The organism is Ruegeria sp. G7, assembly GCF_056535465.1.
Genome location: NZ_JBQFIL010000002.1, coordinates 1 through 15,787 on the forward strand (window position 1 = coordinate 1; position 15,787 = coordinate 15,787).

General features: G+C 58.4%; 17 protein-coding genes and 4 pseudogenes. 15 read left to right on the top strand and 6 right to left on the bottom strand.

Annotated elements, in window-relative coordinates:
* The 9 genes and pseudogenes from ACR3EN_RS16810 to ureG all read left to right on the top strand — a co-directional run.
* Window positions 1–219 (top strand): annotated as a pseudogene (locus tag ACR3EN_RS16810) (aminotransferase); the annotation flags it as partial.
* A gap of 280 nt (window positions 220–499) precedes the next feature.
* The gene (locus ACR3EN_RS16815) at window positions 500–1,270 is read left to right on the top strand and encodes an urease accessory protein UreD (protein WP_480918453.1); all 771 of its coding nucleotides are present in this window, start codon (window positions 500–502) and stop codon (window positions 1,268–1,270) included.
* A gap of 1 nt (window position 1,271) precedes the next feature.
* Window positions 1,272–1,573: pseudogene (locus ACR3EN_RS16820) on the top strand (urease subunit gamma).
* 14 nt (window positions 1,574–1,587) lie between these two features.
* A complete protein-coding gene (locus ACR3EN_RS16825; RefSeq protein ID WP_480821027.1) occupies window positions 1,588–1,749 on the top strand; it encodes a hypothetical protein in 162 nt (53 codons plus the stop codon).
* Window positions 1,746–2,048, top strand: a complete 303-nt coding sequence (locus tag ACR3EN_RS16830) for an urease subunit beta (protein ID WP_480918454.1) — start codon at window positions 1,746–1,748, stop codon at window positions 2,046–2,048. Before ACR3EN_RS16825 ends, ACR3EN_RS16830 begins: the two co-directional genes overlap by 4 nt.
* Window positions 2,048–3,803: pseudogene (ureC, locus tag ACR3EN_RS16835) on the top strand (urease subunit alpha). The gene ACR3EN_RS16830 and the pseudogene ureC overlap by 1 nt, the downstream one beginning before the upstream one ends.
* 18 nt (window positions 3,804–3,821) lie before the next feature.
* A complete protein-coding gene (ureE, locus tag ACR3EN_RS16840) occupies window positions 3,822–4,274 on the top strand; it encodes an urease accessory protein UreE (protein WP_480821021.1) in 453 nt (150 codons plus the stop codon).
* Window positions 4,258–4,908, top strand: coding sequence for an urease accessory protein UreF (locus ACR3EN_RS16845; protein WP_480918455.1), 651 nt, complete (start codon window positions 4,258–4,260; stop codon window positions 4,906–4,908). Before ureE ends, ACR3EN_RS16845 begins: the two co-directional genes overlap by 17 nt.
* Window positions 4,905–5,511: pseudogene (gene ureG, locus ACR3EN_RS16850) on the top strand (urease accessory protein UreG); the annotation flags it as partial. The gene ACR3EN_RS16845 and the pseudogene ureG, both read left to right, overlap by 4 nt.
* 4 nt (window positions 5,512–5,515) lie before the next feature.
* Here the strand turns inward: ureG and ACR3EN_RS16855 are convergent.
* The 4 genes from ACR3EN_RS16855 to ACR3EN_RS16870 all read right to left on the bottom strand — a co-directional run bounded on the left by ACR3EN_RS16855 (window position 5,516) and on the right by ACR3EN_RS16870 (window position 8,171).
* On the bottom strand, window positions 5,516–6,259 hold the full coding sequence (locus ACR3EN_RS16855; protein WP_480918456.1) for an FkbM family methyltransferase: 744 nt from the start codon (window positions 6,257–6,259) through the stop codon (window positions 5,516–5,518).
* On the bottom strand, window positions 6,171–6,410 hold the full coding sequence (locus ACR3EN_RS16860; protein ID WP_480918457.1) for a hypothetical protein: 240 nt from the start codon (window positions 6,408–6,410) through the stop codon (window positions 6,171–6,173). The genes ACR3EN_RS16855 and ACR3EN_RS16860 overlap by 89 nt, the downstream gene beginning before the upstream one ends.
* 89 nt (window positions 6,411–6,499) lie before the next feature.
* On the bottom strand, window positions 6,500–7,363 hold the full coding sequence (locus ACR3EN_RS16865) for a GNAT family N-acetyltransferase (RefSeq protein ID WP_480821013.1): 864 nt from the start codon (window positions 7,361–7,363) through the stop codon (window positions 6,500–6,502).
* A gap of 175 nt (window positions 7,364–7,538) precedes the next feature.
* Complete coding sequence (locus tag ACR3EN_RS16870) at window positions 7,539–8,171, bottom strand: polysaccharide deacetylase family protein (RefSeq protein ID WP_480918458.1); 633 nt, start codon at window positions 8,169–8,171, stop codon at window positions 7,539–7,541.
* 198 nt (window positions 8,172–8,369) lie between these two features.
* On the opposite strand from ACR3EN_RS16870, the gene ACR3EN_RS16875 reads away from it, so the two are divergent.
* The 6 genes from ACR3EN_RS16875 to ACR3EN_RS16900 are packed head-to-tail and all read left to right on the top strand — an operon-like array spanning window position 8,370 to window position 12,998.
* Complete coding sequence (locus ACR3EN_RS16875) at window positions 8,370–9,563, top strand: AMP-binding protein (protein ID WP_480821009.1); 1,194 nt, start codon at window positions 8,370–8,372, stop codon at window positions 9,561–9,563.
* A 15-nt stretch (window positions 9,564–9,578) separates the two neighbouring features.
* Window positions 9,579–9,821 (top strand): acyl carrier protein, encoded by a 243-nt coding sequence (locus tag ACR3EN_RS16880; RefSeq protein ID WP_480821007.1) that lies wholly within the window; start codon window positions 9,579–9,581, stop codon window positions 9,819–9,821.
* A gap of 28 nt (window positions 9,822–9,849) precedes the next feature.
* Entirely contained in the window at window positions 9,850–10,770 is a 921-nt protein-coding gene (locus tag ACR3EN_RS16885) for a dehydroquinate synthase/iron-containing alcohol dehydrogenase family protein (protein ID WP_480869441.1), read from the top strand.
* Window positions 10,767–11,813, top strand: a complete 1,047-nt coding sequence (locus ACR3EN_RS16890) for a LuxE/PaaK family acyltransferase (RefSeq protein ID WP_480821003.1) — start codon at window positions 10,767–10,769, stop codon at window positions 11,811–11,813. Before ACR3EN_RS16885 ends, ACR3EN_RS16890 begins: the two co-directional genes overlap by 4 nt.
* The gene (locus tag ACR3EN_RS16895; RefSeq protein WP_480918459.1) at window positions 11,806–12,546 is read left to right on the top strand and encodes an acyl-CoA reductase; all 741 of its coding nucleotides are present in this window, start codon (window positions 11,806–11,808) and stop codon (window positions 12,544–12,546) included. Before ACR3EN_RS16890 ends, ACR3EN_RS16895 begins: the two co-directional genes overlap by 8 nt.
* Window positions 12,540–12,998 carry a hypothetical protein gene (locus ACR3EN_RS16900; protein ID WP_480918460.1) on the top strand — a complete coding sequence of 153 codons (459 nt, stop codon included), beginning with the start codon at window positions 12,540–12,542 and terminating at the stop codon, window positions 12,996–12,998. Before ACR3EN_RS16895 ends, ACR3EN_RS16900 begins: the two co-directional genes overlap by 7 nt.
* 80 nt (window positions 12,999–13,078) lie before the next feature.
* Here ACR3EN_RS16900 and ACR3EN_RS16905 read toward each other — a convergent pair whose 3' ends face one another.
* Together ACR3EN_RS16905 and ACR3EN_RS16910 are read right to left on the bottom strand one after the other, a co-directional pair.
* Entirely contained in the window at window positions 13,079–14,410 is a 1,332-nt protein-coding gene (locus tag ACR3EN_RS16905) for a UDP-glucose dehydrogenase family protein (protein ID WP_480820999.1), read from the bottom strand.
* 273 nt (window positions 14,411–14,683) lie between these two features.
* Window positions 14,684–15,571, bottom strand: a complete 888-nt coding sequence (locus ACR3EN_RS16910; protein ID WP_480820997.1) for an AraC family transcriptional regulator — start codon at window positions 15,569–15,571, stop codon at window positions 14,684–14,686.
* Window positions 15,572–15,787: the final 216 nt, after the last annotated feature.

Here is a 15,787-nt window from a genome sequence, read left to right on the forward strand (position 1 = left end):
ACCAAACCCCAGGCGGGGACGACCGCGCTGTTGCATTATGATCTTGATATCCCTTCGCGGACGTTCTGTGTTGAGCTGCTTCAGAAAACCGGTGTGATGTTCACGCCCGGGTCCGCCTTGGGGCTCGAAGGCTGTGTGCGGATCGGTTACGCCAACAATCCGGCGATCCTTCGGGCGGGGCTGTCAAAGGTGTCGGCTTTCCTCGCCGAGTTTGGGTGATCAAGCGCCAATGCTGATCAGAAGAAGTGGGGGGTATGGCTCCCGGACGGCCAGGGTGGATCAACCTCGAATGATTAATTTATAGACACTAGCGCGCCTGAGCGCCCAAAACTTACGCACATACGCTGTAAAGCCGTCGAACCTGCGCCGGATAGATAGTGTTCTGCGGCTTGAACGGAAAAACAAATGGCGAAGTCCTTCGATCTGCAGGTGCGCCATAACACAGCTTGCCCCGATATTACCGACCCAATCGGCGCCACCGCCGCGTGCGCAGGGGTCGGTGCAGCTGAGTGCGAAGCGGTTGGGAAAACGCTCGGTTCTGGATGGGTTGCGTCAGGCGGGTTCGTTCAAATGCCTGTTCCCACGTGCAGTTGGGGCGGCCCTGGATGCGGTATTGCTTAATACCGCAGGTGGTATTACCGGCGGTGACAAGTTTCGGTTTCATGGACGCGCGGGCAAAGGGACGACGCTCACGGTGACCACTCAGGCGTGCGAGCGTGCGTACAAAGCCATGCCGCGGCAGTCGGGCCAGATTGTGAACCACCTGGTCGTCGATGCCGGAGCGCGTTTGAACTGGTTGCCGCAAGAATTGATCTTGTTCGATGGCAGCGCTCTGGATCGGCACCTGCTTGTCGACCTTGCGCCGGATGCCGCCGCCTTGCTGGTCGAACCGCTGATCTTCGGACGCAAAGCGATGGGGGAAACCCTGACGCAGGTCCGCCTGCGCGACCGGATTGAACTTCGGCGTGATGGTAAGCCGCTGTTTCTGGATGTGATGCGGTTCAGTGGCGATCTTGACTCTCATCTGAGCAGAGCAGCCATTGCGGGCGGCGCGGGTGCGATGGCGCTGGTCGTCTTGGTTTCTTCCAAAGCCGAAGCGCAATTGGACCGTGTGCAAATACTGCCTGAGACAGCCGGCGCCACACTGATCCAACCGGATCTCATGGTCGTCCGGCTTCTGGCCGAAACCGGTTTTGCCCTGCGCCGAACACTGATGCCGGTTCTGCGCTGCCTGAACGATGGCTCTCTTCCCCGATGCTGGATGCTCTGACATGAATCTGACCCCACGCGAAAAAGACAAACTACTGATCGCCATGGCCGCCGAGGTCGCCCGCAAACGGTTGGCGCGCGGGGTTCGGCTGAACCATCCCGAGGCGATTGCCCTGATCACCGATGCGGTGGTCGAAGGCGCGCGCGATGGCCGATCCGTCGCCGATATGATGCAGGCGGGGGCGGCGGTCATAACCCGCGATCAATGCATGGAAGGCGTGCCGAGATGATCCATGAGGTTCAGGTCGAGGCAACCTTTCCCGACGGCACCAAACTGGTGACGGTACATAATCCCATTCGCTGAAAAGGAGGTCTGATATGACCCGCATGCTCTTTCCCGCCCTGATACTTGCTGGCCCAGCCGCCGCCCATAACAGCACTCACGTCCACGCCCACGGTTCAGACTACGCGACTTTGGGCGTCGGTCTTGCGGTTTTCGCGCTGGCCGTCATCGCATTGATGGTGAAGTTGAACAAATGATCCCGGGTGAGCTGTTCCCCGGCGAGGGTGAGATCACCCTGAATGCAAGCGCAAAGGCGATCACCCTGATGGTCGCCAATACTGGCGATCGCCCGGTTCAGGTCGGTTCACACTATCATTTCGCCGAAACCAACCCGGCGCTCGACTTTGACCGCGCTGCGGCCCACGGGCTGCGTCTGGACATCGCGCCGGGCACCGCCGTTCGGTTCGAGCCCGGTCAGGCACGCGAGGTCTCGCTGATCCCGATCGGCGCGCGCAAGGTCTATGGGTTCAATCAAAAGGTCATGGGGTCGCTCTGATGCCGGCAACAATCAAACGTTCTGACTATGCCGCCATGTTCGGCCCCACCACCGGTGACAAACTGCGGCTGGCCGATACCGATCTGGTGATCGAGGTCGAGCGCGATCTAACCGCCGAACGCGCGGGCGCTGCCGCGACCGGGGGAACCGGCGACAATGCGCTGCTTTACGGTGAAGAGGTCAAATTCGGCGGCGGTAAGGTGATCCGCGACGGGATGGGTCAGTCTCAGGCTACGCGCGCCGAGGGAGCCGTGGATACGGTCATCACCAATGCGCTGATCGTGGATCATTCGGGTATCTACAAGGCGGATGTGGGCCTGAAAGACGGGCGCATTGCCAAAATCGGCAAGGCCGGGAACCCCGATACCCAACCCGGCGTGGATATCATCATCGGCCCCGGCACCGAGGCCATCGCGGGTGAGGGCGTATTCTGACCGCAGGGGCTTTGACAGCCACATCCACTTCATCTGCCCACAACAGATCGAAGACGCACTGCATTCCGGCCTGACCACCATGTTGGGCGGCGGTACCGGACCTGCCCATGGCACGCTGGCCACCACCTGCACGCCTGGTCCTTGGCATATCGGGCGCATGCTGCAGGCAGCCGATGCGTTTCCCATGAACTTGGCCTTTGCGGGCAAGGGGAATGCCTCGCTGCCCGCCGCGCTGGAGGAGCAGGTCAACGCCGGGGCCTGTGCCCTGAAACTGCACGAGGATTGGGGTACCACACCTGCCGCCATCGATTGTTGTCTCTCGGTTGCTGATGCGATGGATGTGCAGGTGATGATCCACACCGACACGCTGAACGAATCCGGCTTTGTCGAAAACACCGTTGCTGCCATGAAAGGCCGCACCATCCACGCCTTCCACACCGAGGGCGCGGGCGGGGCCGCCCCGGACATCATCAAGATCTGTGGTGAAAGCCATGTTCTGCCCTCATCCACCAATCCGACGAGGCCCTTTACCGTCAACACGGTCGAGGAACATCTGGACATGCTGATGGTCTGTCATCATTTGGACAAATCCATCCCCGAGGATGTGGCCTTTGCCGAAAGCCGCATCCGGCGCGAAACCATTGCAGCCGAGGATATCCTGCACGACATGGGCGCGTTCAGTATCATCGCCTCTGACAGCCAGGCCATGGGCCGGGTCGGAGAGGTGCTGATCCGCACCTGGCAAACCGCTGACAAGATGAAGAAACAGCGCGGTCGCCTGCCCGAGGAAACGGGCGATAATGACAACCTGCGGGTTCGGAGGTACATCGCGAAATACACGATCAACCCTGCGATTGCACATGGCCTGAGCCACGAAATCGGTAGCATCGAGGAAGGCAAACGCGCTGATCTGGTCCTATGGAACCCTGCCTTTTTCGGAGTGAAGCCCGAGATGGTATTGCTAGGCGGAACCATTGCCTGTGCGCAGATGGGCGACCCGAATGCGTCTATCCCCACACCGCAACCTGTCTACAGTCGACCGATGTTCGGAGCCTACGGTCGCGCGGTTGAACGGTCTGCGATCACTTTTGTGTCGGCAGCGGCGCAGGCGGCAGGGGTTGGAGAAACGCTTGGGTTGGCAAAGCAAACCGTCGCCGTGCAGAACACGCGCAACATCGGTAAGCGTGATTTGCTGTTGAACGACGCAACGCCCGAGATCGATGTTGATCCTGAAACCTACGAGGTCCGCGCCGATGGCGAATTGCTGACCTGCCAACCCGCCGAAGTGCTGCCGATGGCGCAGCGCTATTTCATGTTCTGAGACAAGAAGAAGGCCGAGATGACCACCGCTATCAAAACTGCTCGTATCTATCACGATCACCATCACGCTCAGGCCCATGCACAGGTGTCTTTGGACTATGACGGACGTTTCCTTCGCCGAAAAATGCTGGCTACCGATGAGGGCGAGACCTTTCTGGTCGATCTGGCGCAAACAAGATCGTTGGACCACGGCGGGGTGCTGGTCCTTGAGGACGGGCGCGAGATCGAGGTTGTGGCGGCGCCCGAAGACCTGCTGGAAGTAACGGGTGACAACCTGCTGAAGCTGGCCTGGCATATCGGCAACCGCCACACACCCTGTCAGATCGAGGATGGAAGATTGTTGATCCAGCGGGACCACGTCATCCGCGACATGCTTGAAAAACTTGGGGCGCGCATAACAGAAACTGTCGAGCCCTTTACCCCTGAAGGTGGTGCCTATGGGCATGGCAGGACCCATGGCCACTCCCACTGATACCGAAATACTGACACTGGTTCAGTGGCTTTCACCCGCATATCCGGTGGGCGCTTTCGCCTATTCGCACGGGATGGAATGGGCCATCGAAAATGGTGCGGTTACATGCTCTGCCTCGGCAGGTCGCTGGGTTGAGGATGTTGTCGAACATGGCAGTGGATGGAATGACTGCTTGTTTCTTGCGTCCGCCTACAAGGCTTGTGCGCCCGACACGCTCGCGCATATTGATCAGACCGCGCGCGCGTTCAGCGCCTCGTCCGAGCGATTGATGGAAACGCAATTACTGGGCCAAGCATTCAGCAGCGTGACCGGGGGCGTTTGGGACGTAAATCTGAACGATCTGACCTATCCGGTTGCCGTTGGCTACGCGGCGCGTCTTCAATCCCTGCCGTTGCGATTGACTGCGCAGATGTATCTGCAGGCATTCATGGCGAACCTGATCACCTGCGCGACACGGCTTGTGCCTTTGGAGACCGATGCCCAACGCCTGATCCGCGATCTGACGCCGGTGTGCCAGCGGGTCGCCGAACAGGCGGTTGACGCGGGTCTCGATGCTCTGGGCGCGACAGCCTTCTTGTCGGACATAGCGTCGATGAAACACGAAACCCAGTATTCAAGGATGTTTCGCACATGAACAGCATGAACGGCCCACTGCGCGTGGGGATTGGCGGCCCGGTCGGCGCCGGAAAAACCACTCACCGCCGCACTTTCTGAAGCCCTGCGAGACGTCTGTTCCGTGGGCGTCATCACCAACGATATTTATACGCAGGAGGATGCAGAGGCCCTGATGCGGATGCAGATCCTGCCGCAGGACCGCATCATCGGCGTAGAAACCGGCGGCTGCCCGCATACTGCGATACGCGAGGATGCCTCGATCAACCTCGCAGCGGTTGCTGAAATGCAGGCGCGGCATCCCGAACTGGATGTGGTGCTGATCGAAAGCGGCGGCGATAATCTGTCCGCCACGTTCAGCCCGGAACTCGCGGATATCACGCTCTACGTGATAGACGTGGCGGCTGGGGAAGAAATACCGCGAAAAGGCGGCCCGGCGATCACCAAGTCGGACGTTCTGATTATCAACAAAACGGACCTTGCACCCTATGTGGGGGCATCGCTTGAGGTCATGAACCGTGACGCCACAAAGATGCGCAATGGTCGGCCCTTTGTGTTTTCGTCTCTGCGCAAACGCGAAGGTATCGAGGAAATCGTTTCTCTTGTTGCGCAGATAGGCGGGTTGAGTATTAAAAAGCCCGTGCGACCAGCGCCTGAGGTGCAGCGCAGGCTGATCGCATCGGGAATACTACGGTTTCGTCTCGAACGGGCACCAAGATCGAATGGTGCCGTGCCTTGGGCCATAATCGTTCAATGCACGTCGCATTTGGCCGTGCTGTCCGAGACGTCCCTACTCGAATAAATAGCTTGGGAACTGGCTGAGACCGCGATCCGATGAAAACGCCTGTTGGATCGGCTGTTGAACACCGTCCAAACTGCGTGTCATAAAATTCAAGATTTTGAGACAGTTTTAGCATCGCATCCGCACTGTCGGGTTTTTCCAAGAAAGGGGCGTGTGTGGACAGGTAGAATGCAGGGCGCTGCGTCTGCAACCACGTGCGCAGATATGGAACCAGCGCGAACTCGGCACCCTCGACATCCATTTTGACCAACGAAACGCTGCTGAGGTCTGCAGCGTTCCTGAATGTCTCCCAAGAGAGGCTCAGGACATCCGAGCCCTGGCTGGTATCGCCCAGCACCGAGGTCATGGAGTCACCAGGCTCTCCACCCAGGCTGGCCATGCGCATCACACCGGTTTCGTGCCACAAGGCTGCTCCGAAAGCGGATACATTGGTAATCCCGTTCAATTCGAGATTCCAAATCAGATAGCGATAGGCCACGGGGTCAGGCTCGAAACACCACGTGCCGCGCACGGCGGGCGGCATAAAGGACGGTCGCCCCGGCCCATGCGCCGATATCGAGATAGTCTTCATCAGGCGAAAGGTACTTGTCCAGAACTGCAAAGGTCTCGGGCTCCCAGTCTCCTGCGGTTGCTTTGCGCCAGAATTTGGAATGGTAGGGATCAAGGCGGAACGGATCACCGTTCAGGCGACCGTTGTAATACCCCCGGGCGCGATAGAACATTTTTCTGAAATTTGTGAGCATCCGCAGCCTCAGATTTGTTGTCCCGATCTGTTTTGCACAACTGGACGCAGCACCCAAGCGCACGTCATTCAATCTAGCTTGAGCGAGAGCAGTTGCAGTTCGGTGTAAAGATGATCCAGCTCGGGTCCGTTCAGGCTTTTGGATTTCACAAAACGGGGTGCCGGCAGCTTGATGCGCGTGCCGTCAAGCGGCTGGCCGCCGCAGAACCGTTGGTCAGCGGACAGAACCGCGTCGTCCGAGGGCAACAGCTTGTTTGCGATGTCCTGTCCAAACTGGGTCAGAAAGCCGTCCTTGGGCGTGCGTATATACAGCACATCCCACCATGGCTGATCTGCACCCTTCTTGGTGACCGAGAACATGGCAAAGCTCTCACCTTCAGGATGTTGCATCAGCACGGGCCGTACGCCATAGCGCAGCATATCCCGGACGTAACGTTTTTCATGTGCGCGAAGATGCGGCTCCATTTCTGCCGGATCGGTGATTACGGTCAACACGTCTGACCCTGCGTCGCGTCTCTGCCAGTCCCAGCGGTAGTCGTCCAGCGAGGCGAATCCGCAAGCACGCAATGCCGCCATGGTGCGCGGATTGCTCGTGCTGGTCATGCTTGTGTAGTGCCGCTCGGGGTCGGCGGTGGCCTTCATCATCAGCAGCAACCCGGCGCTGCCGCGATACTCTTTTTCGACATACCACGCGCACATATTCGTCAGTTTCAGCCGACCTTCGGGCAGAGCGCGTTCCGAATGCACCGCGCCCAAATAGCCAACAATACGGCCATCTGCCTCGGCCACGTAGCCATAGTTGGGTTTGGGCATATTCCAATCATAATCGAAGATGCCCCGCCAACGTTCCAGCGATAGCTTTGAGTTCATTTTGCCATGCAGCAACGCGACCGCAGCTTCGGTGTCTTCTTTCTGGGCGGGCCTGACGATCATGGGGCAAAGATGTCCTCTGGCGATGGGAACCGGGCTGATGGGTGTTCGGAAAGGAGCGACAGGAGCGTTTCGCAGAAAGTCCACGTGGCTGCGTCGTGATCGATATGATGGGTCAAAAGCCCGGTGGGCTCGTGCGGATCAACTGTTCCGGCTCGACGGGATGCAAGATGGCTGGTTATGAATGAAACCGATTTGGCGGTGCCGGTAAACCGTGCACCGCCTTTCCATTCGGGTCACAATGGCTGTTTACAAGGCGCAGCCCTGGTGCCGCTTCGGGCGCCGGACGCGCATCGCATAAAGAAAGCGCACTAAATCCCAGCATTGTCAGCTTCTGCGTCACGGTGGGGTCTATCCTGTTCCATGGTGGCACCATGACAGATAGGAACCGGCGGGCTCCAAAGAGCCCCAGCAAGATATCTCGGCCCTGCCGCAGTTCGGCCAGTACATCCTCGAGGGGTCTGTGACGACCCAATTCCCACGCGCCTTTGTCGCCACTGCCTTTGGCATGGTTGATATGAGCATAGCCATGCTGCGCGACATACGCCGTTGGACAGTTCAGAACGGCCTCGGCATAGGCCGCGTCCGAGGTCGCTGGGATCGAGGCCAGAACGATTGGTGCTTTCATTTGCTGCGACAGCGACAGCAAGCGTGCAAGGCGCGGCCCTGTGCGCGATGCATCATCGTCGCGCCACCAGAACGTGGCCGTCCGACCCAGCGCCTGCCATTGGTCAAGCTCGGCTTCAAGGGCGGTCCACGCTTCTGCGTCCGCCCGCACGTCGGCAGGATGTGTAGAGTTGTTGCCCTGCATGGCATCGCGACCTTGTGGTTCGTGTATCAACCCAATTGCTATTACAATGGGTCCAAAGACGCCATTCACAAAAGCTGGGATGTCAGGCCGCATCGCGATGGCATCAAAGGTAAACTGTCCGGGTCGAGTTTCATTTTCCGGGTCTTGGCGATAAGAGGTGCAAACCAAGAACTCTGATCAGGTGGCCAAGGCAAACTCATGATCCTGTACGACCAGACCAACAGCGCGTTTCTGGACAGCCTCGAACGGCTTTGGCAGCCCGGCACAGACACGTTCGCAGTTTTGCCGCAGCAATTTGATCAGGATGAGACCTGGATCGAAGGTGCGCTGCGAGCGCTGCCGGACCCATTGCGCCGCGATCATGTGTTGCTGAGCACATCGGGTTCGACCGGAGCGCCCAAGCTTCTGGTCGCAAGCCGCACACGCGCAATCGCAATCGCCGACCAGATCGGAAAACTGCAAGGTGTAGCCAAAGGTGACACGGCTGTTGTGACTCTGCCGCTGAGCTATTGCTTTTCGTTTGTGAACCAATGGGTCTTGTCGCAAACAATCGGGTTACCTCTGGCTTTCGCGCGGCTGTCCGACCCCGGCAAACTCGTCGGGATCCTAAACGACAGCGAACGGGCGCTGATTTGCCTGGTGGCGGCGCAGGTGCCTCTGCTGAAAGCGCTGGGGGGCGGGTCCTTTCCGCGGGTCAAAACGGTTGCGTTTGCAGGCAGTCCATTTCCGTGGGCGCATAGCGCTGACCTTGCAAAGCTGTTCCCGAATGCGCGGTTCTTTGACAACTACGGCTGTGCCGAAGCCATGCCGCGACTTGCCATAAAAGATGTCACCGCAAACGTGCGGTCTCAAAGCACACCACCTGCCGGTCAGTTAGGCCCTCTTCTGTCAGGCGTTTCGTTTCGCAAATCCGAGACAGGCGAGTTGATGTTCCATAGCCCATACGCCGCGCTTGGTACTGTGACGCCCGAGGGCTATGTGCCGTTTGCAGATGATGGATGGATCGGGACCGGCGACCGGGCCGAGCAGGACGAAACGGGCCCGTGGCAGCTACAAGGCCGCACGAATGAAGTCTTCAAACGCCATGGTGAGAAAGTTTCGCTGCTGCGCCTGAGCAGCTCGATTGAGGCAGCCTGGCAACAGGAATACGCACTTGTTCCTGCTTTTGATCGCGCGGGCGAACCGGGTGTTCAGCTTTTTCTTTCGGGACACGCCGATCGTGCAATCGCGCGCGCTGTCCTACAAGCCATTCGGGCGACGCATCCGCGGGCGCATTGGCCCTTGCAGATCATTCGCGTTGACAACCTGCCGAGACTGAGCAATTCAAAAATTGACCTGAAGGCCCTTAAGGGGCTGCCAGACAAGGAAATCCTCTGGGATCAGCGCGTTTGAAAGGAACGGATGTTTATGACCAATCTCGAAAAACTTCAGGACCTGCTGGAGGATGTTCTGTTGCTGGAGGATGGGCAATTCTCTCGTGATTTGACCCGCGACGGATTAGATACCTGGGACTCGATGGCAACTGTCGCGGTTGCGATCGGCATCGAAGAGGTTTTTGGGCATCATCCTAGCGAAGAAGAGGCGATCGCCCTGTCCAGCGTCGCCGATATTGTCGGTTTCCTGCAAGCTCGGGGTGTCGTATTTGATTGAATGCACCCCGCGCCTTGAACCGTCAGAATTGGCTGATCTGATTTCAGGTCAGAAAGTAGTCATGACGGGCCGAACCGCGACGGCGGCGCGGGTTCCGGCTTTGGCTTCTCTGCAAGTGGTTGATGTATTCGATGACATTCCAATGGACACCAAACTGCTGGTTGTTTTGGGTGGGGGGACGCGCATTGATGCCGCAAAAGCGTGGCGGGCGCGCAGCCGCCCGGAATGTAAGCTTCTTGCCATCGCGACGCGCTTTGGCAGCGGCGCTGAGGCCAACGATATTGCGGTTCTGGACAATCAGGGTGCCAAAACTGTTTTGAAAGGGCCTGAGTTCCGTGCCGATTTCAGGGCGTATCTGCCCTTCGCGCTGGACAGTTTGAGTGACGAGGATATCGCCTGGTCCGTCGGAGATTCCCTTACTCATGCTTTGGAAGGATTGCTGTCACCTCTGGCAAGTGCCGCAGTACGGCAAAGTCTTTCGGATCTGGTGCATCGCATGCTGAGACTGGGTGTGACGACCGACCCTGAGTGGTTCGAACTCAGCGCGTTGGCAAGCGCCGGACAAGCGCAGTCATCCGTCGGACTGGTGCACGGGTTGGCGCATGTGCTCGAGGCGCCCGCGCGCGCCGAAATGGTGCGACTGGGCCGAAGCGACAGTTTGGGCCATGCGCGGCTGTGCTCGGGGTTTCTGGCACCCGTTCTGCGTTATAACTTTATGCGCTCAGGCAAGGCGGCTGAACATCTGGATGCTGCAGGCATCGATAAAGATGCGCTGCTGGCATTCGCAAGCGCGCTTTCCGGCCCGGCGCTGCGCCTGCCGCTGGATTGGCCCGCTCTGATCCGGCAGAACTGGAAGCTGATACTGCGCGATATGTGTACACGTACGAATGTTGCCACAGTACGCCCCGGCACTCTTGATGATCTGATTGCGCAGGTTCAAAACCAATGAGCGATCTTCTGGACATGCCAGTCTACGGGGTTCGTGACGACGCCGCTTTTCTGACGGAAATGAACCGGATCACACAGTTCCACCAAACGCACTGCCCCGAGTATGCGCGTATCTTTCCGGATATTTCGCCAGTCGGCCGGGTTGAAGACTTGCCGTTTCTTCATGTCTCGACATTCAAGCATGTGCGTTTTCGAACCCAGGACGGTTCGATCAGGCACGAGCGTGTGCTGAACTCGTCCGCCACGTCTTCCGATGTGTCAAGTCAGGTCGCTTTGGACCGCTACAGTAGCGACCTGCAGGCCAAAAGCAGTCAGGCGATCCTGGCCGATTACATCGGCGGCCAGAAACGACCTCTGATCATATTGGATACGAAGTCCGCGTTGGTGCAGCGCGGAACGGTGAGCGCGCGTATCGCGGCGGGGCTTGCGTTGCGTCCTTTTGCAACCAAGCTGTATTTCGGGCTGGCATCGCAGGAACAGGACAGTCCGGTCCTATGGGACCATTTGGAGGATGCCCTGCACAGCAATGATGCGGTCGTGGTTTATGGCTTCACGTGGGTATTGTGGCGGCTTTGGGCGGGGAACGATATGCCATCGCACATCGCCAAACGACTGCGCGAGGTCCAGATCACCTATGTGCATAGTGGTGGTTGGAAAAAGCTTGAGGCCGCGCGTGTTTCCAAAGACGCCATGACGCAAAAGCTGCTGGGTATCTCTGGCCCCGGGTCATGTGTGGTGGATTACTATGGGTTGGTTGAACAAAACGGCATAGTCTACCCGGAATGCGCGGCCGGGTGGCGGCATGTCCCGGTATGGGCGGACGTGCTGGGCCGCGACCCATTTGATCATGGTCTGGTCTACGATGCCCCGGCGCAATTGCAGTTGATGAATGTGACGCCTAGGGGCAGCCCCTACCACAATGTGCTGACCGAGGATCAAGGCGAGGTCAGCACCAATCCGTGTCCATGTGGCCGCACCGGTCGCCGATTCAAGTTGCTTGGGCGCTTGCCCAAGACAGAGACGCGGGGTTGCGCAAATGTCTGATCCGGTGCTTGTTCCCCATAGTTTCCGCGACGCAAGCGACCGCATCATCGAAGTCGCGCTGCCTTTCGCGCTGGATGCTCTGTGTGATGAGTATGACGACATAACAGCACGCATGGCGCGGCGGTGCCCCGCCGCATTTAGCCGCGATGAGTGGGGGTATTTGCTGAGTTTCATGCGCGGAGCAAGCTTGCGTGCAGTCTTCACCAACAGTTTTGGCTCCCGTTGTGACGGACAAGCCAAGATGCCCTATCGCATGGCGCGCCCGCGTTCGAATATAGCAGTCTGGTTGCCGAACAATGTAAGCCTACTTGGTCCGCTTGCCGCCATACTTTGCCTGCTGACTGGCGCGCGCGTTCTGGCCAAAGCAGGTCAGGCGTCAGTCAATCTGACAGCCGCACTGCGAGAGGAAATCCTGAACGCCGGCGCCGGGCCTGTTCTAACCCACCTTTGGACAGACAATCTGATAACCGAGTGTTTTGACCGATACGACCCGCGCAACAAAGACTGGTCTTTGACCGCTGATGCGCGGGTTTTCTTTGGCAGTGATACGGCAGCTTTGGCAGTCGAGGCCTTGCCACATAAAGCAGGTACGCCATTTTTGCCTTCCGAGATCACAGTTCTTTGGTTTGGGGAGAGCCATCGGCGCTTGATGATGCGGCTCTGGAAACGTTGTTGCGTGTGTTCAGGGTCTATGGAAAGGCGGGCTGCACGTCGCCGCAGAGCCTTGTGCTGATAGATGGAACAGCCGAACAGGCGGCTGCTATCGCCGATCGCATGAAAGCGCTGTGCGACAACCGGATCACGACACGTCCACCAGTGCATATCGCATCCGACACTTTCATGGCAGAACAGGTTGCGCGCGCCGAAGGCAGCTATGCAGCGCGCGCATCGAATGGCAGCGCGGTATTTGTCGCAGGTGGCGCGTCATCCGGGGGCACGCCAGGGCTCATGAGTTTACGTATCATGGCTCAAACTCGTGAAGCCGCCATTACTTTGCTTCCGGACAATATCCAGACTGTTGGATATATCGCGACACCAGATACCGTTCGGACGTGGTCGCGCGCGCTGTTTGACAGCCGGGTACTTCGTTTGGTGCCTGTTGGTGCGATGCATAATTTCGGACCGTTTTGGGACGGTCAGGACTTCTGGCGCGGGCTTTTCTTGCAATCAGAGATCGGGGCCTGATTGCTCTAGGTCTAGCGCGCGCGGATTGCATAGGTGGGCCTACCATTCAGGCCCGGGCCCACCTGCAAAGGTATGATGTGCTAGGTTTTATTGCTGTCTGTCGCCTCGCCGACGCCCACGCCGACATAGTTGTCAAAGCCAGCACCCAGCACCATGGTTGAAGAATAGATGTTGCGCAGGTCGACCATGCGTGCAGTTTTCATCGCGTCTGCCAGATCGCTCAGGTTCAACGCGCGAAATTCGTTCCACTCGGTCAGCAGCACAACGGCATCAGCATCTTTCGCGGCCGCATAGGGGTCGTCCATCCAGTGAACACCGGGCAGAAGATCTTCACCTTCTGAACGTCCCTGTGGGTCAACCACGCGCACCTGCGCGCCTCCTCCGATCAGTGCGGGAACGATGGTCAACGAAGGTGCGTCGCGCATGTCATCGGTGTTGGGTTTGAAGGTCACGCCGAGTACGGCAATGGTTTTGCCATTGAAGCTGTCATCGCAAGCTTCGCGGATCTTGTCGATCATGCGCTTTTTCACCTCGTCGTTGACGCGCATCACGGTCTCGGTGATTTGCATCGGATAGGCGTGGTCCTGACCAATCCGCGCCAAGGCTGCCGTGTCTTTTGGAAAGCAGGATCCGCCATATCCCGGGCCGGCATGCAGGAACTTGTTTCCAATACGTCCGTCCAGCCCGATGCCGCGGGCGACCTCTTTGACGTCGCCGCCGGCCCGTTCGCACAGGCCCGCGATCTCATTGATAAAGGTAATCTTCGTTGCCAGAAACGCGTTTGCAGCGTATTTGATCATCTCGGCGCTTTCCAAATCTGTGGTCAGGATTGGGAAATCACGCAGATAAAGAGGGCGATAGATCTCGGCCATCACTTCGGCAGCGCGCTCACTTTCAACGCCGACGACCACTCGATCAGGGCGCATGAAGTCGTCGATCGCTGCACCTTCGCGCAGGAATTCGGGGTTCGAGGCCACGTCAAACGCAGCTTTGGGATTGGCGGCAGAGACAACCTGTTGGACCTGACGGTTGGTGCCAACGGGAACGGTCGATTTGGTCACGACAACGGTATAGTCAGTGATCGCTTTGGCGATTTCCTCTGCAGCGGCCATGACAAAGGTCAGGTCGGCATGTCCGTCACCGCGGCGCGTCGGCGTACCCACGGCGATGAACACGGCGTCGGCCCCGTCAACCGCACTGGCAAGATCGGTGGTAAAACTCAAACGACCAGCGGCTACGTTCTTCGCCATCAGAACGTCAAGGCCCGGTTCGTAAATCGGAACCTCTCCGGCTTGCAGCATTTCAATCTTGCGGGCGGATTTGTCGACGCAGATCACATCATGACCAAAATCCGAAAAGCAAACGCCTGAGACCAGTCCGACATACCCGGTGCCGATCATTGCAATACGCATATTTCAAATCCTTCTATGCGGCGGGCTGCTGTCTGGCAGACCCCTGCCGGGCGGAGTGTCCGCCACCTTTATCCCTGACCAAAACCGCGCTGGTTGTCAGGCGATCTGATCCTTCGTAACGAGAAACGTGCGTTTGCGCGCCCTTAGCCTCGTTGGAGACGAATAAGCGCGAACACCTTAAGGGATCAAGGCGATTTTATTCGCAACCCATGGCAACGGCGACGGATCATGCGAAAGGGGCGGACTATGGCCGACCTTCGCGCAAAGGGGTGGTCAACCCGCCATCAGTGTCCTGCCGGGTTTCTGATCGCTGGGCGACAGCCCGAACTTGCGCGAGTACTCTCGACTGAACTGCGTCGGGCTTTCATATCCCACGTCATAGGCCGCCGAGGCCACGGATGTGTTGCCGGATTGAAGCAAACGTCGGGCTTCGAGCAGGCGCAGGTCTTTCTGGTACTGCAGCGGAGTCGTGGCGGTCACAGCTTTGAAATGTTCGTGAAAGGCCGAAAGACTCATGCCGGATTCAGTGGCCAGATCAGCGACCGGGATACTGGTTTTATAGTTTCTTCGAATGAAGGCTATTGTCTTTGAGATACGGCTCGCAGGGCTTTCGTGCCGCAACAGCTGGCGCAGCATGGCGCCATGTTGCGCGCGCAACAGGCGGAAGTGGATTTCCTTCAGGACGAGCGGTGCCAGCGCGCGGGCCTCGACCCGATCGTGCGACAGGCGATAAAGGCGCGCCACCGCGTCGATCAACGCTTGATCCGAGGCGGCAACGTCCAGCGTTCGGGCGTCGCCGTCCTGCACCTCGCCGATCTCGTCGACCAGACTGCGCACCATCGAAAGATCCAGCGTCAGCGCCAGTGCTGCGTAAGGTTCTTCGGTGCTGGCTTTGATGACGGCGGCCTCGACCGGTACCGCATGACTGACGATCAAGGTGTCACCTGCGCTATAGCGGATCACGCGGCCGCCAATATAGGCCTCTTTCGCGCCTTGCAACACCAGACACATCACGGGTTCGTAGAACCCAGCGGCGCATTCGGTGGTTTGATCATTACAAAACGCATACAGCCCATCGACCCCGGTGGTACATCCCACACCCATCGCGCCGTTAGATTGAACCAGTTCGAATACGTCAGAAACCAGATCCGTCGGTACCATCGCCAACCCTCCTGTCCTTGGAGATATAAAGGTTTCGCGCAGTCTGAAAACAACCAACCAACACCTGCCGGAGGATTGGGCAGATCATTCGGAGAATAAGGCAGTGGCTTTCGGCTGCAGAGCGCTAGGTTTGTAATCAGACAATTGACGTCCCCCTGTCAGCGGTTTCGCGCAATGCAGCGAAGCACGCCGCTGCCATACATTCGCAAAAATTTG

Excerpts from the sequence above, each read along its gene's own strand:
- ureE (WP_480821021.1), top strand. The coding sequence starts at position 3,822 with ATGACCACCGCTATCAAAACTGCTCGTATCTATCACGATCACCATCAC.
- ACR3EN_RS16845 (WP_480918455.1), top strand. The coding sequence starts at position 4,258 with ATGGCCACTCCCACTGATACCGAAATACTGACACTGGTTCAGTGGCTT.
- ACR3EN_RS16890 (WP_480821003.1), top strand. The coding sequence starts at position 10,767 with ATGAGCGATCTTCTGGACATGCCAGTCTACGGGGTTCGTGACGACGCC.
- ACR3EN_RS16825 (WP_480821027.1), top strand. The coding sequence starts at position 1,588 with ATGACCCGCATGCTCTTTCCCGCCCTGATACTTGCTGGCCCAGCCGCC.
- ACR3EN_RS16875 (WP_480821009.1), top strand. The coding sequence starts at position 8,370 with ATGATCCTGTACGACCAGACCAACAGCGCGTTTCTGGACAGCCTCGAA.
- ACR3EN_RS16910 (WP_480820997.1), bottom strand. The coding sequence starts at position 15,571 with ATGGTACCGACGGATCTGGTTTCTGACGTATTCGAACTGGTTCAATCT.
- ACR3EN_RS16870 (WP_480918458.1), bottom strand. The coding sequence starts at position 8,171 with ATGCAGGGCAACAACTCTACACATCCTGCCGACGTGCGGGCGGACGCA.
- ACR3EN_RS16895 (WP_480918459.1), top strand. The coding sequence starts at position 11,806 with ATGTCTGATCCGGTGCTTGTTCCCCATAGTTTCCGCGACGCAAGCGAC.
- ACR3EN_RS16855 (WP_480918456.1), bottom strand. The coding sequence starts at position 6,259 with ATGAAGACTATCTCGATATCGGCGCATGGGCCGGGGCGACCGTCCTTT.
- ACR3EN_RS16865 (WP_480821013.1), bottom strand. The coding sequence starts at position 7,363 with ATGATCGTCAGGCCCGCCCAGAAAGAAGACACCGAAGCTGCGGTCGCG.
- ACR3EN_RS16860 (WP_480918457.1), bottom strand. The coding sequence starts at position 6,410 with ATGTTCTATCGCGCCCGGGGGTATTACAACGGTCGCCTGAACGGTGAT.
- ACR3EN_RS16880 (WP_480821007.1), top strand. The coding sequence starts at position 9,579 with ATGACCAATCTCGAAAAACTTCAGGACCTGCTGGAGGATGTTCTGTTG.
- ACR3EN_RS16905 (WP_480820999.1), bottom strand. The coding sequence starts at position 14,410 with ATGCGTATTGCAATGATCGGCACCGGGTATGTCGGACTGGTCTCAGGC.
- ACR3EN_RS16830 (WP_480918454.1), top strand. The coding sequence starts at position 1,746 with ATGATCCCGGGTGAGCTGTTCCCCGGCGAGGGTGAGATCACCCTGAAT.